The organism is Deinococcus indicus, assembly GCF_002198095.1.
Classification (GTDB): domain Bacteria; phylum Deinococcota; class Deinococci; order Deinococcales; family Deinococcaceae; genus Deinococcus; species Deinococcus caeni.
This window is the reverse complement of sequence record NZ_NHMK01000007.1, coordinates 1-19379: the sequence shown is the minus strand read 5'-3', so window position 1 is coordinate 19379 and position 19379 is coordinate 1. Positions and strand designations below refer to the sequence as shown.

18 protein-coding genes are annotated in these 19379 nt (G+C 68.4%); 17 read left to right on the top strand and 1 reads right to left on the bottom strand.

All coding sequences use genetic code 11. From position 1 onward, the window contains the following. Window positions 1–69: 69 nt before the first annotated feature. The 17 genes from CBQ26_RS01905 to CBQ26_RS01835 all read left to right on the top strand — a co-directional run bounded on the left by CBQ26_RS01905 (window position 70) and on the right by CBQ26_RS01835 (window position 17989). Complete coding sequence (locus CBQ26_RS01905; RefSeq protein WP_143341929.1) at window positions 70–6294, top strand: LAGLIDADG family homing endonuclease; 6225 nt, start codon at window positions 70–72, stop codon at window positions 6292–6294. A gap of 40 nt (window positions 6295–6334) precedes the next feature. Continuing rightward, the gene (locus tag CBQ26_RS01900) at window positions 6335–6814 is read left to right on the top strand and encodes a hypothetical protein (protein WP_088246923.1); all 480 of its coding nucleotides are present in this window, start codon (window positions 6335–6337) and stop codon (window positions 6812–6814) included. 201 nt (window positions 6815–7015) lie between these two features. Then, window positions 7016–8176 (top strand): hypothetical protein, encoded by a 1161-nt coding sequence (locus CBQ26_RS01895; RefSeq protein WP_143341927.1) that lies wholly within the window; start codon window positions 7016–7018, stop codon window positions 8174–8176. Between the two features lie 127 nt (window positions 8177–8303). Beyond that, a complete protein-coding gene (locus CBQ26_RS21195) occupies window positions 8304–8819 on the top strand; it encodes a MarR family transcriptional regulator (protein ID WP_143341926.1) in 516 nt (171 codons plus the stop codon). Further along, window positions 8819–9523, top strand: a complete 705-nt coding sequence (locus CBQ26_RS01890; RefSeq protein ID WP_143341925.1) for a nucleotidyl transferase AbiEii/AbiGii toxin family protein — start codon at window positions 8819–8821, stop codon at window positions 9521–9523. The genes CBQ26_RS21195 and CBQ26_RS01890 overlap by 1 nt, the downstream gene beginning before the upstream one ends. A gap of 75 nt (window positions 9524–9598) precedes the next feature. Beyond that, window positions 9599–9775 (top strand): hypothetical protein, encoded by a 177-nt coding sequence (locus CBQ26_RS21705; RefSeq protein ID WP_172417877.1) that lies wholly within the window; start codon window positions 9599–9601, stop codon window positions 9773–9775. 36 nt (window positions 9776–9811) lie between these two features. After that, window positions 9812–10039 (top strand): PRTRC system protein C, encoded by a 228-nt coding sequence (locus tag CBQ26_RS01885; protein WP_088246920.1) that lies wholly within the window; start codon window positions 9812–9814, stop codon window positions 10037–10039. A 168-nt stretch (window positions 10040–10207) separates the two neighbouring features. Next, on the top strand, window positions 10208–11200 hold the full coding sequence (locus tag CBQ26_RS01880; RefSeq protein ID WP_143341924.1) for a hypothetical protein: 993 nt from the start codon (window positions 10208–10210) through the stop codon (window positions 11198–11200). A gap of 37 nt (window positions 11201–11237) precedes the next feature. Continuing rightward, a complete protein-coding gene (locus CBQ26_RS01875; RefSeq protein ID WP_088246918.1) occupies window positions 11238–11948 on the top strand; it encodes a PRTRC system protein B in 711 nt (236 codons plus the stop codon). Between the two features lie 37 nt (window positions 11949–11985). Next, window positions 11986–12174 (top strand): hypothetical protein, encoded by a 189-nt coding sequence (locus tag CBQ26_RS01870; RefSeq protein ID WP_088246917.1) that lies wholly within the window; start codon window positions 11986–11988, stop codon window positions 12172–12174. A gap of 26 nt (window positions 12175–12200) precedes the next feature. Further along, window positions 12201–13148 (top strand): hypothetical protein, encoded by a 948-nt coding sequence (locus CBQ26_RS01865; protein WP_088246916.1) that lies wholly within the window; start codon window positions 12201–12203, stop codon window positions 13146–13148. An 84-nt stretch (window positions 13149–13232) separates the two neighbouring features. Then, on the top strand, window positions 13233–13934 hold the full coding sequence (locus tag CBQ26_RS21190; RefSeq protein ID WP_143341922.1) for a hypothetical protein: 702 nt from the start codon (window positions 13233–13235) through the stop codon (window positions 13932–13934). A 65-nt stretch (window positions 13935–13999) separates the two neighbouring features. Beyond that, window positions 14000–14728 carry a PRTRC system protein B gene (locus tag CBQ26_RS01860; protein WP_088246942.1) on the top strand — a complete coding sequence of 243 codons (729 nt, stop codon included), beginning with the start codon at window positions 14000–14002 and terminating at the stop codon, window positions 14726–14728. A 43-nt stretch (window positions 14729–14771) separates the two neighbouring features. Further along, entirely contained in the window at window positions 14772–15560 is a 789-nt protein-coding gene (locus CBQ26_RS01855) for a PRTRC system ThiF family protein (protein WP_088246915.1), read from the top strand. A 292-nt stretch (window positions 15561–15852) separates the two neighbouring features. After that, on the top strand, window positions 15853–16800 hold the full coding sequence (locus CBQ26_RS01845) for a type 2 periplasmic-binding domain-containing protein (protein ID WP_143341920.1): 948 nt from the start codon (window positions 15853–15855) through the stop codon (window positions 16798–16800). A 38-nt stretch (window positions 16801–16838) separates the two neighbouring features. Further along, on the top strand, window positions 16839–17216 hold the full coding sequence (locus tag CBQ26_RS01840) for a hypothetical protein (RefSeq protein ID WP_088246912.1): 378 nt from the start codon (window positions 16839–16841) through the stop codon (window positions 17214–17216). Window positions 17217–17263: 47 nt separating this feature from the next. Beyond that, window positions 17264–17989, top strand: a complete 726-nt coding sequence (locus CBQ26_RS01835) for a PRTRC system protein B (protein WP_088246941.1) — start codon at window positions 17264–17266, stop codon at window positions 17987–17989. A 323-nt stretch (window positions 17990–18312) separates the two neighbouring features. Here CBQ26_RS01835 and CBQ26_RS01830 read toward each other — a convergent pair whose 3' ends face one another. Continuing rightward, window positions 18313–19200, bottom strand: coding sequence for a hypothetical protein (locus tag CBQ26_RS01830; RefSeq protein ID WP_088246911.1), 888 nt, complete (start codon window positions 19198–19200; stop codon window positions 18313–18315). Window positions 19201–19379 lie beyond the last annotated feature (179 nt).

The window sequence follows — 19379 nt, the reverse complement described above, 5'->3', positions numbered from 1 at the left end:
ACATCGCGCCCATCCTGACGTTCGTGGGCAGGAGTGGCCCGTGACGGCGTCACGGGCCCCGCCAGGCGCATGTCCACCATCAGCCTGTTCGACACCGCCGGAGGCACCCCCGCCCGCACCGGCAAGCGCGCCCCCAAAACCACGGCGCCCGCCCCCCAGTTCACCCCGGCCGACCCGGCTCTCGACGCGTACCGCCTGCACTCCATGCCTCAGGCGGCCCCGAAGCCCAGCGCCGATCCCCACGGCGTCGAAGCGCTGCCCACGGTCAGCACGGACGCGCGCCTGAAGGCCAACCAGACCGTGCGCGACATCCTCGCCCGCGGCGTCACCCCGGCCGACCACGCCGCCCTGCGCGCCTGGAGTGGCGAGGGGGGCCTCGGCGAGCACAGCGCCAGCACCAGCGCCTTCTACACCCCCGGCGAACTCGTGCAGGTCGCGTACGACCTCAGCCAGGCGCTCGGCAGCACCCGCCGCATCCTCGAATTCAGCTGCGGTGGCGGCGCCTTCCTCGCGCGCGCACCCAAGTTCAGTGACGTGGTCGGCGTGGAACTCGACGAGACCAGCGCCGCCGTCGCGCAGGCTCTGCACCCTCACGTGACCGTCTGGAACGCCTCCTTTGAGACGTACACCACGCAGAGCGAGGACGCCCCGTTCGATCTCGTGATCGGGAACCCGCCCTTCGGCACACGCGGCGCCCAGGCGAGATTGCACCGCCCCGACCTCCGGCAGGCGCACTGGTACTTCGTCCTCGAAGGCCTGCGCCGCGTCACCCCCGGCGGCCTGATGACCGTCGTCGTGCCCGAGAGCATGCTCCGCGTGGACAGCGACCGCCCGCACCGCGAGGCGCTGATCGACCTCGCGCACCCCCTGATGCTGTCCGCCGTGCCCGAAGGGGCCTTCCGGGCGGCCGGGGCGGGCGTCACCACCGTCCTGCTGGTCCTGCGCCGCCACGATGCCGGCGTGACCGAAGCGCTGAACGCCCTCACCCACGAGGAGCAGGCCCAGCTGCGCGAGCAGCGCCTGACGCATAGCGGGTACCTCCGCCAGATCGTGAACGGGGAAGGCGTCTTCTACCGCAGCGGGACCGAGTGGAAGCTCCAGTACGCCGGGGAACCCCTCGGCACGCCCCGCCACCAGGCCAAGATCGGGGACGGCCGCTTCGGCGACCCCGTGTACCCCGGTGGGCTGCGCGTGGACCTGGAGACCCTCACCAAGCAGGCCAGTGCGCGCGTGAACGACATCCTCACGCTGCCCGGCGCGCTCGCGGCCATCCAGACCCTGCTCGGCACAGACGTCGAAGCCCGTGCCCGGCAGGCCCGCCCCCAGGCGCACCCCATCACGGACGGAGAGACCAGTGCGTGCGGCACGTACCGCTTCCAGGGCGGCCGCTGGCAGTACGGCTCGCACCTGAGCAACCCCACCGTGCTCAGCGCCCTGACTGTCGCGCAGGCCATCACGGCGGCCCGCAGTGGCCAGCAGCACGCCGCGCGCGACACCGCCCTACGCCTGCACGACACCCACCTGAGCACGCACGGCGCGTACGACCTGACCCTGCTGCGCCGCGCCGCGAAATCCGCGCCTGCGCTGCACGCGCTCGTCGAAGCGAACGGGGACGTCCCGGCCCTCCTGACCGAACTCACCGACCGGGAGCCCCCCATCACGCCCGGCACGATCGGCGAGGTCGCCCAGCAGCTCGAAGCGTACGGCCTGCTCACCATCACGAGCCTCGCCCGGTACGCTCAGGTCACGGATGGGGACGCCGCCGCGCACCTGCTCGCCCAGTACGCCTTCACCGGTCACACCTGGGAGGCGGCCAGCACGTACTACCGGGGCCGCGCCCACGAGAAGGCCCGCCTCGCCGAGACCCTGGCCGCCGATCACACCGGCACCGAGCGCCAGGCCCTCCTGCAGCAGGCGCAGACCTGCCGGGAACGCGCCCTCTGGGTGGACATCACCGACATGACCCTCGAGGCGCGGGACCCCCTGATCCCCGAGCACGTCCTGGCCGACTGGGTGAACGCCAACCTCGGGACCTGCGTGGCCGTCAAGCGCAACTCGTGGGACGCCGACGGTGCGCCCGTGAACCTCATCCAGGCGACGCGCGGTGAACACGGTGTCACCCTGCGCCTGCGCAACGCCCTGGACGACGAGCTCGCCCTGAAGGAGCGGCAGGCCATCAGTCCTGGGCGCGTGCGGGAACTGGAGGCGTACCTGAACTTCCGCACGCCGGTCGAACCGGTCGTGAACCAGGACGTGAAGACGCCCGAGCAGATCACCGCCGAACGCCACGCGCATCAGGCCCGCGCGGTGCAGTTCGAACGGCAGCTCGCCGCGCACTTCCGCACCTGGCTGCTCGGCAGTGAGCACGTCGGCACGGTGGAACTCACCCTGAACGAGCACCGGTACGGGCTGCTGACCGCCACGCCCGACCTGCGCCCCCTGACGTTGCCCCGGTACCAGGGGCCGCTCGCGCATCCCTTCCAGGCCGGGCACGTCCGCGCCGCCGCGCGTATGGACGGCGTCATCCTGGACTTCGGCGTCGGGCTTGGCAAAGCGCTGGCCCATGGCATGCGCGTCTGCACGCCGCGCGGCTTCGTACCTATCGAAGAATTGAAAATAGGAGATCAGGTCACTGGAGCAAATGGCAAGCCGACGATCATTACGGGGGTGTTTCCCCAGGGGATTCGCCCAACGTACCGGGTGCATTTCAGTGACGATTCATCCGTCATCTGTGATGAGGATCATCTCTGGTCGGTCAGGCCACCCAGCAAAGGCGACGGTACCATTTCATTTAGGGTCTTGACCTTGAGAGAAATCCTGGCTGAAGGCCTGTACAGGAAGGGTGACCGAGGCCATAAGAAGCACTTTATTCCTATGACTCAGCCGGTTGAATTTGCAGAGCAGCCCAGTCTACCCCTCGACCCCTATGTCTTGGGCGCCTTGCTCGGCGATGGATGCTTGACAACGTACTCACGCAAGACCCGGGGCGCCCTTCCGAACATGGCATTAGGTTTTAGCTCTGCCGACGAGGAGATCATCCTGCGCCTCCGGGCTACCTTACCCGTAGGTATCCATGTCCGGAAAAAGCCCGAAAGGCCAAACGCGAAGTACGACTATAGTCTCTGCGTGGCGCCTGGACGGGCCAATCCTGTGAAAGGCGCCTTGAGAGCGCTCGGGTTGGCGGGGCGTACGTCCAAGACGAAGTTCATTCCTGACTGTTACAAGTATTCGTCCATTCAGGAACGCATCGAGTTGATGCACGGTCTCATGGATACGGACGGTCACGTCAGGGCTGACAACAACGTCGAATTCTGCACCACGAGCTTGCAACTCGCAGAGGACGTCCAGTTCATCGTTCAGTCACTGGGCGGCACTGCACCGATCAGGGAAAAACGGATTGATGGGGTCGTGCGGGCCTACCGCCAGAGCATCGCGCTTCCTGTCGGCATTAACCCGTTCTGGCTGAAACGGAAGGCCACGGCCTACCGCCCGCGGACCAAATACCCACCGTCGCGCGCCATCACTCGGGTCGAACCGCTGGGCTCGCAACCCGCGACCTGCATTAGTGTGGATGCAGACGACCACCTGTTCCTGACAGAGCAGTTCATCGTGACGCACAACACCCTGACGGCGCTGATGCTGGCTGAACTGCTCCTCCAGTCCGGCCGCGCCCGCCTGCCCGCGGTGGTCGTGCCGCTCTCCCGACTGGGGGACTGGGTGATGAACGCCGCCACCGCCCTGCCGGGGCTGCGCGTCAGCGTGATCGGCGGGGAACCCGTCCGCGCGCCGGACGGGAGCATCGCGCTGGACGAGGACGGTGAGCCCAGGGTCCTGACAGATACCGGGGACCGCCGCCGCGCGAAGATCGCCGCGCTCCTGACCAGCCCCCCGGACCTCGTGATCATGACGTACGAGGCCTTCGAGATGATCCCCATGCTCGAAGAGACCCGCAAGCGCTTCGTGCGCGAGGACGAGACGCTCATGAGCGCACTGGCGACCACGACCACGTTCGACGAGCGGCACCGGAAGATGGGCGGGCACCGGGCGCTCGCGGCCGCTGAGAAGTTCACGCAGCGGCACCTGGGGCGCGTGAAGGTCGCCACGAGCACCGACGTGCCCTTCGAAGCGCTCGGCATCGACGCGGTCCTGTGGGATGAGGCGCACGCCCTGAAGAACACGTACGCCGCCCCCGCCGTGTACGGGGACTCCAGCCCCAAATTCCTGGGTGGGGGAGGGGAGAGCAACCGCGCGTTGGACGGCAACCATAAGGCCCGCTTCGTTCGTGAACGTGGCGGCTGCACAGTCGCGCTGAGCGCCACGTGGTTCACGAACAGCCCGCTGGAGATCTGGAACATGCTCTCCCTCGTGACCGACGCGCTTCCCGCGTACGGCATCACGAACGTGCAGGCCTTCACCGCCCGCTTCTGCGTGATCGAGCCCCGCCTGATCACCCTGCCGGAAGGGGACGTGGAATTCCGCTCGTGCGTCGTGGGCTTCCGGAACCTGGACGAGCTGCGCGCCGTCATCGGCCAGCACGTCATCCGGGAGACGGAGGACACCTGCCAGATGCACGACCGGGTGGGCATGCCGCTGCCGCCCCTGGCGACCGTCGAGCACCTGTTCGACCTGCACCCGGTGGTCCAGGACGAGTACGACGCGGAGCAGGCCACCATCAGCGAGGCTGAGAGTGAGGGTGAGAAGCATCTCTTCTCGATCTTCTCCCGGCTGAGCAAGCTCACCCTGCATCCCCCGCTGATGAACGTCCAGGCTCCAAATGCCCGCTTCGCGGCGTGCGTGCAGGCGTGCCTCACTGCGCGCGAACAGGGCGGCCGGAACGTCGTGTTCATGTACACCGGCGGCGAAGGCGGCATGACGTACACGGCCCTGCGCGACCAGCTCATCGCGGCCGGGTACCCCGCCGGTGAAATCGAGATCATCACTGCCAGTACCCACCAGGGCGGTGAACGCCTCACGGTCGAACGCCGGTTCCGCCGTGGCGTCCTGACCTGCGTCATCGGCAGTAGCGTGATCGAACAGGGCGGCAATTACCAGGGTGCCACCGACCTCCACCACCTGGACTACCCGCACCACCACATGGCGTTCGTGCAGCGCATCGGACGCGGCCGCCGACAGGGCACCTGGGTCAAGGAGATCCGCAACCACGTGTACTTCGCCCGGGGCAGCTTCGACGTGATCCGATATCAGAACATGATGGGCAAGAAGGGCTGGGCGCAGCAGGTGTTCGACCCCACCCTCACCAGCTGCGAGAACACCGACGTGGGCTTCGACGGGGAGGAACTGGCCGTGATGCTCAGCCGCGACCCGGACGCCACCCGCCACGCCATCCGCGCCAAGCGGGAAGCCCGGCAGGCGGAGAGTCACGCCGCGAGCCTGCTGGCGGACCTCACGGTCATCCGCGAGTACCTCGAAGCGCTCAGCCTGCTGGAGAAGCGCGACCGGACGGCCCGGAGCCGCGAGCACGGCCCGAGTACGCAGGACGTCGCCGGGATCAACCGCTTGGTGACCGCCCTGCGCGGCCTGCACGGTCAGGTGCAGGCCCTGCGCGCCGCGGCGAACCCCATGGCCGCCCTGACCCGCCTCACGCAGCCGATCGTGTGGGTAGAGGGCCTGCCCATCCACGCCGGGCTGACGTTCGAGCACCAGGGCAACCCCGTGACCGTGCGGGACCTGCGCGGTGCCGACACGGGCGTCCGGGTCACGGACGTCGGCGGGAACGTGGACGTCATCGCGCCCGTGGACCTTGCCAGGGCCCGGCACGTGCAGCCCACCCGCGCGGAAGGCGCGTACGGCGCGGAAGGCCTCACCCGCCTACGCGCCGAACTCCGGGAGCGCATCCTGAGCGCCGACGTCGCACCCCAGGTACCGGCTCAGCCTGCGGCCCCCATCCAGCTCGCCCCGGTGCCGGAGATCCAGCCTGCGCCGATGGTCGCGGCCGCAGACCCGGTGGGGGAGACCACGCCCACCCCGTGCCCCGCACCCGCCGTCCGCACCGCCCAGCGCCCCCCGCTGCGCCTCCGGTACGGCCTGACCGTCACCGAGCAGCTTCCGACCCGCCCTGCGCAGGTGTACGCCATCCAGGGCGACACCCTTACTCCCGGCGCGGTGGACGGCTGCCCCCTCGTGATCGTCGAGTACCGCGCCGAGCGGGACGTGCGGATGGTCACGCTGGTCCTGCCCGATCACACCCGCGCTGAGCAAACTCGTACACTCCTCCGGCGACAGGATCCCCGAGTCCGCGCCCGGATGGATCAGCTGCTCCTCGCGGCCATCTGATCAGAAGCTCTGGCCCCCAGCAGGGGGCCACGCGGGCATCATGCAGACCTCCACGATCCCCTTCCACCAGCCCCAGCCGCCCCTGAGCACCACCCTGACCTGCACGCCCGACCCACAGCAGGACCACATTGCCGACCACAGCCTGGGAACGCTCACCCCGCACCCCACGCCCTCCAGCGTGTCCATCAGAGGCGGCCTGCACTTCACGCCCGCCTGGAGTGAAGCGGACGAAACCCGCGTGCGCATCATGTTCCTGGGCTTCACCCCCGAACAGGCCCTGCGGGAAGCGCGTACGGACGTGATGCGCGCCGCGCGCCGCCGGGCCCTGTGTGGCGTGACCTGGCACGTCCAGCGGGTCACCTGCCGCGTCACGAACGCCGCCGGGGAGGTCCTGGCATGCCGCACGATGGGCGGAATCTCCAGTGACCTCAGTGGCGGAGCGCGCGCGCAGTTGGAAGGTGACCTCACCAGCGAAGCGCTCGCCGAGGCGCGCGACTGGGCCATCCTGGGACTGAACTGAGTGCCCGGCCAGGACCCGCCCAGTGAGGCCCCCACGACCTTCACTTCATGTTCCTCGCGCGGCCCGAGTGCGGCGCCCCAGCGGAATTCGTGGTGGACATTCGGGGCTTCTTCACGCCCCTTGAACGCGAACACTTCCACCCGCTCCCTCCAGATGATCAGTGATGGCCCACCCGGGAGCCGGGTGGGCCAGGTCGCCGTCATGACTTACACGCAACCAGCTCCGGCCCCTACCGCCCAGCACGCCCCGATCCTCCCCGACGACAAGGCCCGCGCCGCCGAACTCTGGGAATCCGTCAAGGGCACGGCCCTGGAGGACGACTTCCGCCGTGTCAGCCGCGAGCACCCGGACAAGGACGCCACCCGCATGCACTACCTGGCGTTCCTCGCGGATATCGAGGGCCTGTTCGCCGCGCCTGAAGCGGACCCGTGGGAGGCGTCCCAGCCCGCCCCGGTCGCCCAGCCTGTCCTGAGCGCCCCGCAGCCCGAGCCCACCCCAGAGCCCGAGCCGCAGCCCGCGCCCGAGGCCTCTACCCCCGAAGAGGGTGCCGCCGAACCCGGACCCAGCCGCGACGCTCAGGACGCCCCCGTGCCCATCGCCACGCTCGCCGCCCCGGTGCACAGCGGCCTGATTGCACAGCTCGCCGGGCTGCTCGCCGACGGCGGGGAACTCACCTTCCAGCTGCTCCGCGTCCGCGCGGACGTCACCATCGGCATCTTCCCCAAACCGCACCCCGGCGAGGCGGCCCCTGTGCCGTTCATGCTGACTGAGACGCCCGACTGGATGGACGCGAACCTCGTGACCGCCATGCAGGGCTACGCCGGGGCGCGCCGGGATGCCTTCAGCGTCGCCCAGCAGGCCGCGCAGCGTCAGCAGGACGCGAACAAGAAAGCGACCGACAAGCCCGCCCCCACCCCCGCGAAGGCGAAAACGAGCGCCCTGACCCTGAAGGCCGCTGAGGGCACCACCCTGAAAGGCACCCTGGGCGGCAAGGACGTGCCCTTGGTCGTCGGGAAGAATGACGTGCCGCAGGGCACCCTGGAGATCACGGCCGCTCATCCCACCTTCGGCGAGGTGAAGAAGACCGTCGCCACACACGCGAATAAGGAGCACGACTTCACCGAGCAGCAGGGTGCGCGCGTGACCGTGAACGTCACCCCGCAGGGCGCCGCGCTCGAAGCCACCAAGGGCGACACCGTCATCGCCCTGCATCACGGCGTGGAGGTCCTGCTGCCCTCCGGCACGTGGGTCGTGAACGCGCAGGCGGCCGAACACGCCACCGCGAATCAGACGATCAGCGTGAAGGCGGGCAAGCCCCAGGTGATCGAAATGACCCTCAAGGAGGAGCAGCGCCTCTTCTGACCGGGAGGGCGGATGCCCTCGTCGATTGGAGGAGATGTTGAGGGGGTAGCACGGTTCCTCTGGCATGGCCCTCGCGCGGTCTTCTCCCTCGTATTCTAGATTCGCGAATTTAGAATAGAGTAAGGACATGAAGCCGGTCGATATGGTTGTGGCGACTCAACTGGTCAGCTCTGCCACCTCCGGTATCACCTACCAGGGCCTGAGCGAAGCACTGCAGATCAGCTCATCAGAAGCTCACGCGTCTGCCAAGCGCCTCATCACTTCCCAACTCTTCCGCGACAAAGGTCGGAAGGTGCCCTACCCGAAACGCCAAGCCCTCCTGGAATTCTGGGTACACGGCCTGAAATACGTGTATCCGGCCCAACTGACGTCTCCCACACGGGGCGTCGCCACCTCGATAGGAGCGGCACCCCTCAACGAACATTTTTCCATGCCTGAGGAAGGGCCGCCCGTCTGGCCGACGGCCCACGGCACAACCCGCGGCCCAGGTCTGCTGCCGATTCACCCGAGTGCCCTGCATGCCGTCAGCGACCCGCGTGCCCACGAACTCCTGATCCTTCTCGATGCCCTGCGCAGTGGCCGCGCGCGTGAAGTCGAGATGGCACAGGCACTCCTGAAAGATCGGCTCTACAGTTGGTGTTGATGCCAACACCAACTGAACTCATGGACCAGGCCGCTCAGGCGCTCCACCCCCTGCTGGATGAACTGGTCTTCGTAGGCGGCGCAACGGTGGGTTTGTTGCTGACCGATCAGGCGGCGGACGCCCCACGCCCCACGCTGGATGTGGACGTCACCACCCGCGTTCCCACCCGTGCGGCCTTCAATCAACTTGAACAGCGACTGTATGAACTCGGTTTTGCACCAGACCAGGACGGCCCCATCTGCCGTTACACGAAGGGAGCGCTGATCATTGATGTGATGTCCGATGACGCAGACATCCAGGGGTTCAGCAACCCCTGGTACGCCTCAGCCATTGACACAGCCCAAACGCATCGTCTGCCCTCCGGACTCCGGGTTCGCGTGATGGACGCACCTCATCTCGTAGCCACCAAATTCGTGGCCTGGACCACGCGAGGGCAGAGAGATATGTTCCACCACGATCTTGAGGACATTCTCACCGTCGTCGATGGTCGTCAAGAACTCAAGGACGAACTGGACGGCGCTCCGACAGCGCTTCAACTGTTCGTTCAGACTGAATTCACCACTCTGCTTCAACATCCGGACTTCGAAGAGACCCTTCTGGGCTTTTGCCGGACGGACGAACGGACCGCCATCGTCCTGGACCGAATCCGCCAGCTCACCGGGAATAGCCCTGGCCCCCGCCCGAGGGACACGCGGCCCTCATGAGCCTCCCTGCACACCGCCCTCACGGGCACCGACTGGGCCGCCCTCGCCGAACAGAAAGAGGTCCTGGCGAACGAGGTGGCCAACCTCCGGTCCGCCAAGGCGCTCCTGGCCGCGCACGAGTGCGACTTGGCCGCAGATCTCGCCCTGGAACATGCGGACGCGCCGGACGGGATCCTGCACTGGCTGGACGCGCTGATGGACCCCGCGCAGCAGGACGGGTTCCCCGTCGTGTTCCTCACGACCACCGAGTGACAGTGCTGGCCCCCTCCCGGGGGCCACGCGGCGTGCATGACGAACCCCACCCCCGGTCAGCCCCAGGCCCTCAAGCGCGTTTTCAAGTTCGGTGAGCAGGTCCTCGACGACCCCAACCCGAACATGACGCCCGAGCAGGTCAAGGGCTTCTACGCCCCGCAGCACCCTGAACTCACCACCGCCGGGATCGGCAGCCCCGTCACAGACCTCCCAGCCGGGACCGTCACCACCGAATTCATCAAGAACTATGGCCGGAAAGGCTGAGCCGTGCCCACCCCGCACGCCCCTCGTGCTGGACGTGCCAAGGCAGGGGCCGCCCGGCACGCTGGACGCTCTGCGCCGCGTGATGAGTACTACGCGGGGCGCGGCGGCGTCCAGCCAGGCCCAGGTGCCCCTGCTGCCGTAGACGACCCTTCAGTGGTGCCGCGCGCCGTGCCCTCCCTGGCCGGCGTGCGGCCCCTTGTCCTGCAAGCGGATCTGGACGCTGCCGAGCGGATGTACGAGGAAGGTCTGCGGAATGATCCCGACCCGCTCGTGACGCCGTTGCTGGGTGCCGTCCTCCCGGACCCCGGACCGGACGGCCCGCTCGACCAGCGCCTCCAGCGTGCCCTGACGGCCGCCCTGCGCACGGACGGCTGGACGCTGACCGTGCAGAACGAGGACGGTCACCTCCACTTCCGGGGGGAAACGGACGTGTCGGGCATGGTCGACCTGCACCGCCTGCACGCGGCCCTGTGGCCCGTGGACCGTCACCTTCTCCCAGGCCTGCTGTTCGCCCTGGAAGTCGGGTCCAGTCGGGTCACGCCGGTCGTGGGCCCGCATGGAGCATCGGTCATCTGCGACCAGTACTTCAGCACGGAGGCCCTGGCGGACTACACCCTGCCAGAGCGCTTCGATCGGCCGGATCTGGTCCTCACGGAACGGGACGCTGTTCGGGCCGCGCGGCGACTTGGCATTCCACACGGGCAGCAGGTGCAGGACGCGCTGCCCTGGCCGTACTTCCGGGAGCTGCTGAGCCTGGAAGACACCCTGGCACGCCTGGAGCAGGTCCTGCCCCGTGTCCCCGCCCTTGGTCCACTCCTGACCCTCCTGCCCGAGCTGCGTGCCGCGGACGACGCGTTCCTGCACCCCACGGACGACGAGTGGAGTGATCTCTTCCACGACCCCATCCCGCACACGTTCCTGACCGTCACAGGGGGGGACGATGACCTGAGCCTGGACACGGTGAACGAGTTCCTCCAGAACCACTGGGAGTGCGGGAACGTCAGCCCGCAGTGGTGCGTGCAGGTCGGCCGGGACGGTGAGGGGCACGACCGGCTCGCGGCCTACCTTGAGCACGCGCCCAGGATCGCCGAGCTGGCCGCGCAGTGCGTCGGCGTGCTCAATCTTGCCAACCGAAGCCTCCCCGCCCCGAAGCGGACCTGACAGGCGTGGCCCACCCAGGGTGGGCCACCGGAAGGACATGGTCAACGTGTTCCTCACCCCAGCCCCGCAGCGGCGCACGCCGACCCCGCTCGCTCCGGAACTCGCCCTGCTGATCTACGGCACCCATCAGCGGAGCGCAATCCTGAAACACCCCGTCCATGACACGCCGCAGGGGTACGTGCTCGGGCCCGGGCAGCTGCTCAGCAGCGAGGACCACCAGCGCCTCGTGGACTTCACCGCCGGGACGGGCCTGACGTTCACGCAGCCGACCACCCTGGCCACCGGGCTCCACCGCGTGTGCTGGTGGGTGCCGCCCCACGAGCGGCCCCTGCTGTTCGACGCGAAGTACGCCGCCGCCCATTCCATCGCCCGGCTGAGCGGCGTGCCCGTCCCGCACCCCGGTCTGGTGTTCGTCGCCTCCCGTGACGGCCTTCAAATGTACGCCGTCCGTGGCGATCAGCGTCCCACCCCGGCCACGGCACTGTGCCACGCGCCGTACTGGAACATGTTCAGTTCCGCCCAGGTGTGCCGCGGCACCACCCGCTACCCGGAGGCCTGCACGCCCGCCGCACAGGACGACTGGGAGACCGCTTTCTTCCAGTCGGTGTTCACCGGGCCGAGCCGCACGGACCGGTACATGAACTGGGGGAAGAGCTACGAGGAGTTGCTCGACGAAGCCAGAGTACAGGGCACCTTCCCGGACCGTGTGCTGCTGGAAACCGGACGAACCCTGGCGGACCTTGCGTGAAGGGCTGGCCCACCTTCGGGTGGGCCACCACGCGCGCATGGAGGAGCCCTCATGCCCCGACTTCACCCCGACCCTGCGCGCCCTGCTGCCGAACGGCACGCGCGTCATCCCCGCGCCCAAAGCAGCCGACCTGCAATCCCCCGACCTGAAACGCCTGACCGTCACCCTGAGGCAGAGCGGGGCCAGTCCCGCGCAGAGCAGCCCACTCGTGCCCCTGTTGCTCTGATCCCGGCCGTTCCCCGCCTGGACGGCGTGACTCCCCTGATCCTTGACGCGGACCTGCGTGGCCTGGACGCCCGCGTGCAGCTCGCCCTGCATCAGGACCCCAGGGACGTGCTCCGCGCCCTGTTCCGGGATCTCCTCCCGGACGAACCAGGGAGCGCCCTGACCCTTCAGGCAGAACTCGACCTGCTGGCACCCCTGGAGCACGCCGAGGTGACCTTGCACGCCTGCACGGACCAGGTCACGCTCACCGTCGAAGCGAACTCGGACGGGTTCACGCACCTGCCCGCCCTGCATGCGGCCCTCGCCCGGCGTGACCCACACGTCCTCCCCGGGATCCTTGCTGCGCTCGAAACTCACTCCGCGCGCCTCACCCCGCAGTTCGGCCCGCGTGAAGCGCATGGGTTGGCCGAGCAGTGGCACCACGAGGACCGCGTCATCGAGGACCTCCTCCAGGAGCACCCGGACTGGGAGGCCCTGACGAAGCGTGACGTGATCCGCCTCGCGCGGCGCAGCGGCATCCCGCACCCCTGGGTGGTGCGTGACGAGATGCCCTGGCCGTACCTGCGGGACGTGCCAGGCCTGGACGAAACCGTGGCGCGCCTGATCCCGCTCCTGCCGGACTTCCCGGCCCTCGCGCCCCTGCTGCGTGCCCTGCCGGAGTTGCGAGAGGCGCACGACGCCCTGCCGGCCATGACGGACGAGGAGCGCGGCAGCGGTCTGCTCGACCACCTGCCCAGTCGGGCATACAGCCCCCTGAAGGAAGGGGCAAGCGCGATGGTGGACGTGCTCGACGAGGTGATGGACCTGCACTGGCAGGGCGGGGAGACCGGCGCGGCCCTTCACCTGATCCTGCACGACTGCGACGCGGACCGTGCGCGGCTCGCGGACCTGCTCACGCACGCCCCGCGCGTCGACGCGGCCCTAAACCGCATCCACGACGCGCTCATCGCAGCGGACGAGGCCTGGCTCGAGTAAACCGTCGGCCAATCCACCCCCTAAGGGGGGGTGTTCAAATTTGGCTCAATCTATCAACTACTTCGACTACAGTGGCGGTTCAGTATGAATACGAATGATCTTTCGGGCTGGCTGATAACGTTACTCATCCTGGGTTCGATCCTTGCGGTTTCCACATGGCTCGCGAACTTATTACTGAAGACAGTACTGGGAAAGATCTTTGAAAATAATGTGATAGCCCGCGCATGGCTTGCGCTTGCGCTAGCTATATTTTTTCCAGTGTTCACGCTTTTGCAGCCTCGCTACTTTCCCGATGTCAGTCTACTGACCAGCAAGTGGATAGGTGCCTTATTTGCGGCCATTTTCACCGCCATTGGCATTGGTCTCGCAAAACGTGTAGAGCTAGAGTTAAAAGGAAGAAATATCCCAAACAGAGAGTTTTTCAGCACTGAATATCCTTGGTTAAGCACGATTCTATTGTCAGCAGGCGCAGCAATAAGTCAGTATTTCATACTCCCTGAGGAAGTCGCTCGATGGACTCAATGGACACTTCTTCTCGGTATTGTCTCCTTCTTTGACCCATCATCACGAGCAATGGTTGGCCTGAAGCATCGGCCTCAATCCGGCAGCTCCGATGTATCGCCTCAGAGCGGAAGGGTTCCAGAAAACTCCGGAGAGCCTGTGGGACAGCAATCGCCCGCCAACGCCCCCTCAAATACACTCAACGAAAGTAATGGGGCGGAAACAGTCCAGGCTACCCCTGTATCTTCAGACAGTACAGAACCGGCCGAGGTCCATCGAAAGTAATCCACTCTGGCGTCGCAGCACAATCCCAGTACTGGCCCACCCTGGCGGTGGGCCAGTTCACGCGCATGTCCTTCCAGGTCACGTACCCGCCCACCGCCGCTGAGCTCATGCCCCGGCCCCTCCTGCCCACCCTGGCCCTGCTGATCTACGAGCGCGCCACTCAACACGGCAGCCAGATCCTCCTGCGCAAGCACGCCGTGCGGCAGGACGAGGGGGCGTGCACGCTCGGACCCGCCCAGGCGCTCACCCGGGCCGACGTCACCGACCTCACGCGCCTCCTCGCTGGTCAGGGCCTGCAGCGCACCCGCCCCACGACCCTCGCGGTCGGCCTCCAGTGCGTCGCCTGGTGGCGACCGCCCGGCCTGCGCCCCATGCTCTTCGACGCAAAGTACGCCCAGTCCAAAAGCGTCGCGCGCCTGTCCGGCATTCCGGTCCCTCACCCAGGTCTGGTCTTCGTCGCCACGCCCGGCACGCTCAAGGTGTACGCCGTCACCGGGGACGCCCCACCTACGGACGACACGCCCCTGCTGCACGCCCCGTACTGGAACATGTTCCCCGGCGGCCAGCTGTGCCGCGGCACCACCCGCTACCCCGACTCGTGCACACCTGCTGCGCAGGACGACTGGGAGACCGCGTTCTTCCAGTCCGTGTTTACCGGGCCCAGCCGCACCGACCGGTACATGAACTGGGGCAAGAGCTACGAGGAACTCCTCGACGCCGCCCTTGCTGCCGGGACGTTCCCCGAACAGGTGCTCCTGCCCGCCGGACTGACCCTCGCCCAGGCCCTGAGCTGAACCCCGAGAGTCCTGGCCCCCTGACGGGGGCCACGCGGCCATCATGCACACCCTGACCTTCGACCCCAAGGAGCCCGTCCGCCTCATCCTCGTGGGCGTCGGCGGCACCGGCAGCCTCATGCTCACCCACCTCGTCCGACTCGACCAGGCCATCCGCGCCCTCGGCGGCGCCGGCCTGCACGTCACGGCCTTCGACCCGGACGTGGTCAGCGAAACGAACCTCACCCGGCAGAACTTCGCCCCCGCCGACATCGGCCGCCACAAGGCCGTGGTGCTCGTCGAACGCTGCAACCTGTACGCGGGCCTGTGCTGGGACGCGTACCCCCGCACCCTCCAGGACGGGGACGTGAAGGGCGCGCACGTCGTGATCAGCTGCGTGGACAGCGCCCAGAGCCGCCGCGCCATCCACGCCGCCTTCCGCTCCCAGCCCCCGCAGTACTGGCTGGACTGCGGGAACGACGCGGCCACCGGGCAGGTCATCCTCGGGCAGGTCCGCCAGAGCCCGGCGCGCCTCCCGCACGTCCTGGACCGCGACCCCACCATGCACACGGGCGTGGACGATGACCGCCCCAGCTGCTCGGCCGCTGAGGCCCTGACCCGTCAGCACCTGTTCATCAACCCGGCCGTCGCGCTCCAGGCGGCGCAGCTCCTCGGGGAACTCCTCCTGAACGCGAAAACGCCCACGTGCGGGGCGTTCATCAACCTCGCCGAGCCGCTGCGCGTCGTCGCGCTCCCCGTGCCCGAGGGACAGCCCGAGGTGCCGCGCGCGCGTCGCCCCAAACCGCTCCTGAAACCCCGCCGGGAACGCCGTCCCCGCCGTCCCGCCGCATGACGCTCATCCCGACCATCTCTGAGGAGGAGTTCACCATATGGCTCGACTCGCACCGCACCCGGCAGCCCCCGCTCCGCACGCTCGCCCAGCGTACGCGCGCCCCCGAGGCGCTCACCCGCGTCCTGGTCAAACTCACACGGACGCAGGAGCGGACGCCACCCGATCCGCGCTTGCCCCCACCGCCCCTGTTGCCCTGACCACCCCCCGCACGCCCGGGCTGGCCCCCCTGAATGTGCCCCGCGCGCACCGCCTCCCCACCGGATACGTCACCCGCCCCGTTGAGGAGGGCGTCATGGACGCCGCGTGCACCCTCGCCCTACACCTCACGCAGGCGGGCCTCATTCCCCGCCGCGCCCCCCGGCCGGGCGAGACACCGGAGTCGTACATCCTCCATTCGTACGTGGAGACCTGGCGGACAGATCTCAGCGCGCCGGACGTGCTCCTCGATGTCACCCTCCTGTGCGGGTACTCGCAGCACAACACGGCCACCATCGGCGTGGAGGTCCTGCCCCAGTCCGGCCGGGTGCTGGACCTGCGGGCCCTGCGCGCGGATCTGCGTGCCCGGGACCGGTACCTGTTCGGCGCCCTGATGCACGCCCTGCGCGCAGCCCTCGCCCCGTACCAGCCCGTCTTCACCGGTCAGGACGCCGTCCAGGGCGAAGAAGCCCTGCGGTTCGGGGAGATGTGGTGGGATGACCACCTCGAAGCCCTCAGTGAGGCCGAGCACGAGGAACGCACCCGGGAGCCCCGCGCGCGGGACCTGTGCCGCTGGCTGCAGCGTCAGGGCGCGCCCACGCCCTACGACCTGGGCCGCACGTACCCCATGGACACCTGGAGTGCACCGGGTGACGTGGCCCGCTCCCTTCAGTCTCGCCTGCACGCGCACCGGGTGGTCCCAGGGCTGACGGAGGCCGCCGACCTGCTCGCGCACCTCGCCACGCTGCCCTTCGAGTGGCGCACCACGCGCTCCTGGGCCGAGGACGGCCTGCACCCGGGGGTGATCGACGTGGTGATCTGCCAGGACACCCCGGAGCGGGACCCCGTGCTGGAATTCCACCGGGACGTGACCGATATGATGGGCATCCCGCACACGGAGAGCCCCGTCGAATCCCTGGCCATGCTCGAAATCCGCGACTGGGCCTCACACAAGGCCGCGCTGAGGTACCTGCGCGCGGTCGCGGACGTGCAGGCCCGCACGCGCGCCATGTGGGACGCACTCACCCGCGGCGCCACCTCGTGACGCAGCCCTGGCCCCCTGCTTGGGGGCCACGGACGCGTATGAGCGAATTCAGCCTTCTGGACCACATGGCCCGCACTCACTTTCCCGCTGAACCGGCGTGGCAGGCCCGCCAGGCGCTCATCCACCTGCTCGACGATCTGGATCACGAGACGCTGCGCACCCTCCGCGTCCAGCGGCACCAGGCACCGAATGCGCCGGACGCCCCCGCACTCGAACAGGGCACGCCTGGGGCCCTGATCGAGGACTACGTGCGCACCCACCCAGGAGCCACCGCCGTGGACGTGCAGCAGGCCTTCCCGCACGCCCACCCAGGCAACATCACCGACGTGCTCACCGACTTCAGGGCGAGCGGGCGGGTGCGCGTCAATCACAAGCACCTGTACCCCTGGTCGCCTGCCGCAGTCTCCATCCCGTGAAGCGCTGGCCCCCGCCTGGGGGCCACGCCGCACGCATGAGCGCCACCATGACCATCTCCACTGAGCGCACTCAGCGCGCTGCACCCGCCCTGCACGAACCGGTCCTCGCTCTGGTCCTGTACGCGCCCGGCGGCCAGGACGGCCTGAACAGCGCGTACACCCGCAAGCACCGCATCCGGCACGACAGCTGTGGCCGGGCCGTGCTGGGCGCCGCGCAGGCGCTGACCCGCGAGGACGCCCGTGATCTCCTGATGACCCTGGGCGGCCGTGCCCTCACACCTACCCGAGAGAACACGCTGGCCACCTCGCCCACCGCGTGTGCCTGGTGGATCCCCGCCGGGGAACGAGCCCTCCTGTTCAACCCCAAGTACGCCCAGGCCGGCAGCGTGGCTCGCTTCTCCGGGCAATCCGTGCCCCACCCACCGCTGGTGTTCATTGCTGGGCCGGGGAGCCTGAGCGTGTACGCCCTCCGGGAGAACACGCGCCCCACCCTGGAGACGCCCGTGTGCCACGCGCCGTTCTGGAACATCTTCCCCAGCGGACAGGTGTGCCGGGGGTCCACCACGTACCCGCAGGCCTGCACGCCGGACACGCAAGCCGACTGGGAGGAGGTGTTCTTCCAGTCGGAGTTCACCGGGCCGAGTCGCACCGACCGGTACATGAACTGGGGACGCAGCTACGAGGAATTACTGGACACGGCGCAGGCGCAGGGCACGTTCCCGGCCGACGTGCTCGTGAATGCCGGGAAGACGCTCGCGCAGTTGCTGACATGATCGGCAGTGATGTGTACTGCCTCCTGAACGTCCAGGCAACCGTTGAGCTCGGGCCGTTCGCGGCGCTGCATGTCCCCTGCAAATGCCCCTCACGCCCGTGGACGCGTATGACCTGCAACCGACTGCTGTGTACTCAACCCTCTGCGTCCCGTCACCTACCGCTGTGCGGTAGGCCAAACGCGCCCGCCGCTTTCACCACGGCGAATGTGACGCCACGTGGGCACTGGCACAGATCCTCTTCGTTCCTCTGGTCGCCAGCATGCAGGCCGATCAGAACGTCACCCGCATCCTCGCTGTTCGCCTGGACGAAATCGTCCAGGCGTTCACGGCATCGTCTGGTGTGCCACCGTCCGCTCAGACCAGCCCAACTCGCGCGCCAGCGTGCCGATGGCGGTATTCGTCCAGTCCCGGTTGGCCGGCAGAAGCGGCACGCCCGTCGCTGCCCACAGGTTCATCACCCGCTGCGCCAGCGGCAGGGGCCGCACACTCACCTCACTCCCGTCGCGGCGCAGCACCTCCACGTGCGTCAGCGGGGCGTGCCAGCGCTGCCCGGCGCCCAGCATCTCCCACGTCACCAGCGCCTTGCCCCGAACGACTGGCGGTTCCGGCAGGTCCGGCACGGCCGCCCGTACGCGCGCCAGCGTGTCCGGCAGGCAGCGCAGACCCGCGTCCAGCCCGTGTAGCAGCCCGGTCGCCGGTTCGAACAGACCGTAATCTTCCGTGACAGGCCGCGCCCCCGACAGCAACGCACCCAGCAGCGCCGTGCTCTTGCCCGTCCCGCTCGGACCGAGCAGCGCCGTCACCCACCCCTCCTGATCCAGCACCGCCGCATGCAGCGGTAAGAACCCCTGGGTGCGCAGCACCTCCGTGAACGCCACCATCAACGCCTCGTCCGGCCCGGCCGAGTCGGTGTGCACCGTGATGACACTCCCCTCGCGCCCCACGCTCAGGTGCGCGTCCTGCGTCGCCCCATGAATCCAGACCTCAGTAGAGCCGACCGGCGTGACCTGTACCTGGGCGCTGTGCGTCCGGACCGTAAAGGCCTCTGGTCCCGGCGCCCGTCGACCGGGCCGCACCTGCACCTGCACCCGATGCGTCACCGGCCGGATCAGGGCCGCGTGAGGGCCGTACAGGGCCAGCGGGGCGAGCAGGGAGGCGGGCGCCTGAGCATGGACCTCCACACCCAGGACGTTCAGAAGGACTCCAGTCATCCACGAAGGATAAACGGGCGCCCCGTATGCTGTGCCGGTGCCCGGCTCCCCCCTGTCCCTCGTCCAAGCCGACCCTGCCCTGACACCCGCCGATCTGCCCGGTGCGCGCGCCCTGCACCTTGAAGGGCACCTGTACACCCAGCTGCCCAGGGATCACCCCCTGCGCCCCCACCTGCGTG

Bases quoted from the DNA above. Each gene is read 5' to 3' on its own strand.
- CBQ26_RS01905 (WP_143341929.1), top strand. From the start codon at position 70: ATGTCCACCATCAGCCTGTTCGACACCGCCGGAGGCACCCCCGCCCGC.
- CBQ26_RS01900 (WP_088246923.1), top strand. From the start codon at position 6,335: ATGCAGACCTCCACGATCCCCTTCCACCAGCCCCAGCCGCCCCTGAGC.
- CBQ26_RS01895 (WP_143341927.1), top strand. From the start codon at position 7,016: ATGACTTACACGCAACCAGCTCCGGCCCCTACCGCCCAGCACGCCCCG.
- CBQ26_RS21195 (WP_143341926.1), top strand. From the start codon at position 8,304: ATGAAGCCGGTCGATATGGTTGTGGCGACTCAACTGGTCAGCTCTGCC.
- CBQ26_RS01890 (WP_143341925.1), top strand. From the start codon at position 8,819: ATGCCAACACCAACTGAACTCATGGACCAGGCCGCTCAGGCGCTCCAC.
- CBQ26_RS01885 (WP_088246920.1), top strand. From the start codon at position 9,812: ATGACGAACCCCACCCCCGGTCAGCCCCAGGCCCTCAAGCGCGTTTTC.
- CBQ26_RS01875 (WP_088246918.1), top strand. From the start codon at position 11,238: ATGGTCAACGTGTTCCTCACCCCAGCCCCGCAGCGGCGCACGCCGACC.
- CBQ26_RS01870 (WP_088246917.1), top strand. From the start codon at position 11,986: ATGGAGGAGCCCTCATGCCCCGACTTCACCCCGACCCTGCGCGCCCTG.
- CBQ26_RS21190 (WP_143341922.1), top strand. From the start codon at position 13,233: ATGAATACGAATGATCTTTCGGGCTGGCTGATAACGTTACTCATCCTG.
- CBQ26_RS01860 (WP_088246942.1), top strand. From the start codon at position 14,000: ATGTCCTTCCAGGTCACGTACCCGCCCACCGCCGCTGAGCTCATGCCC.
- CBQ26_RS01855 (WP_088246915.1), top strand. From the start codon at position 14,772: ATGCACACCCTGACCTTCGACCCCAAGGAGCCCGTCCGCCTCATCCTC.
- CBQ26_RS01845 (WP_143341920.1), top strand. From the start codon at position 15,853: ATGGACGCCGCGTGCACCCTCGCCCTACACCTCACGCAGGCGGGCCTC.
- CBQ26_RS01840 (WP_088246912.1), top strand. From the start codon at position 16,839: ATGAGCGAATTCAGCCTTCTGGACCACATGGCCCGCACTCACTTTCCC.
- CBQ26_RS01835 (WP_088246941.1), top strand. From the start codon at position 17,264: ATGACCATCTCCACTGAGCGCACTCAGCGCGCTGCACCCGCCCTGCAC.
- CBQ26_RS01830 (WP_088246911.1), bottom strand. From the start codon at position 19,200: ATGACTGGAGTCCTTCTGAACGTCCTGGGTGTGGAGGTCCATGCTCAG.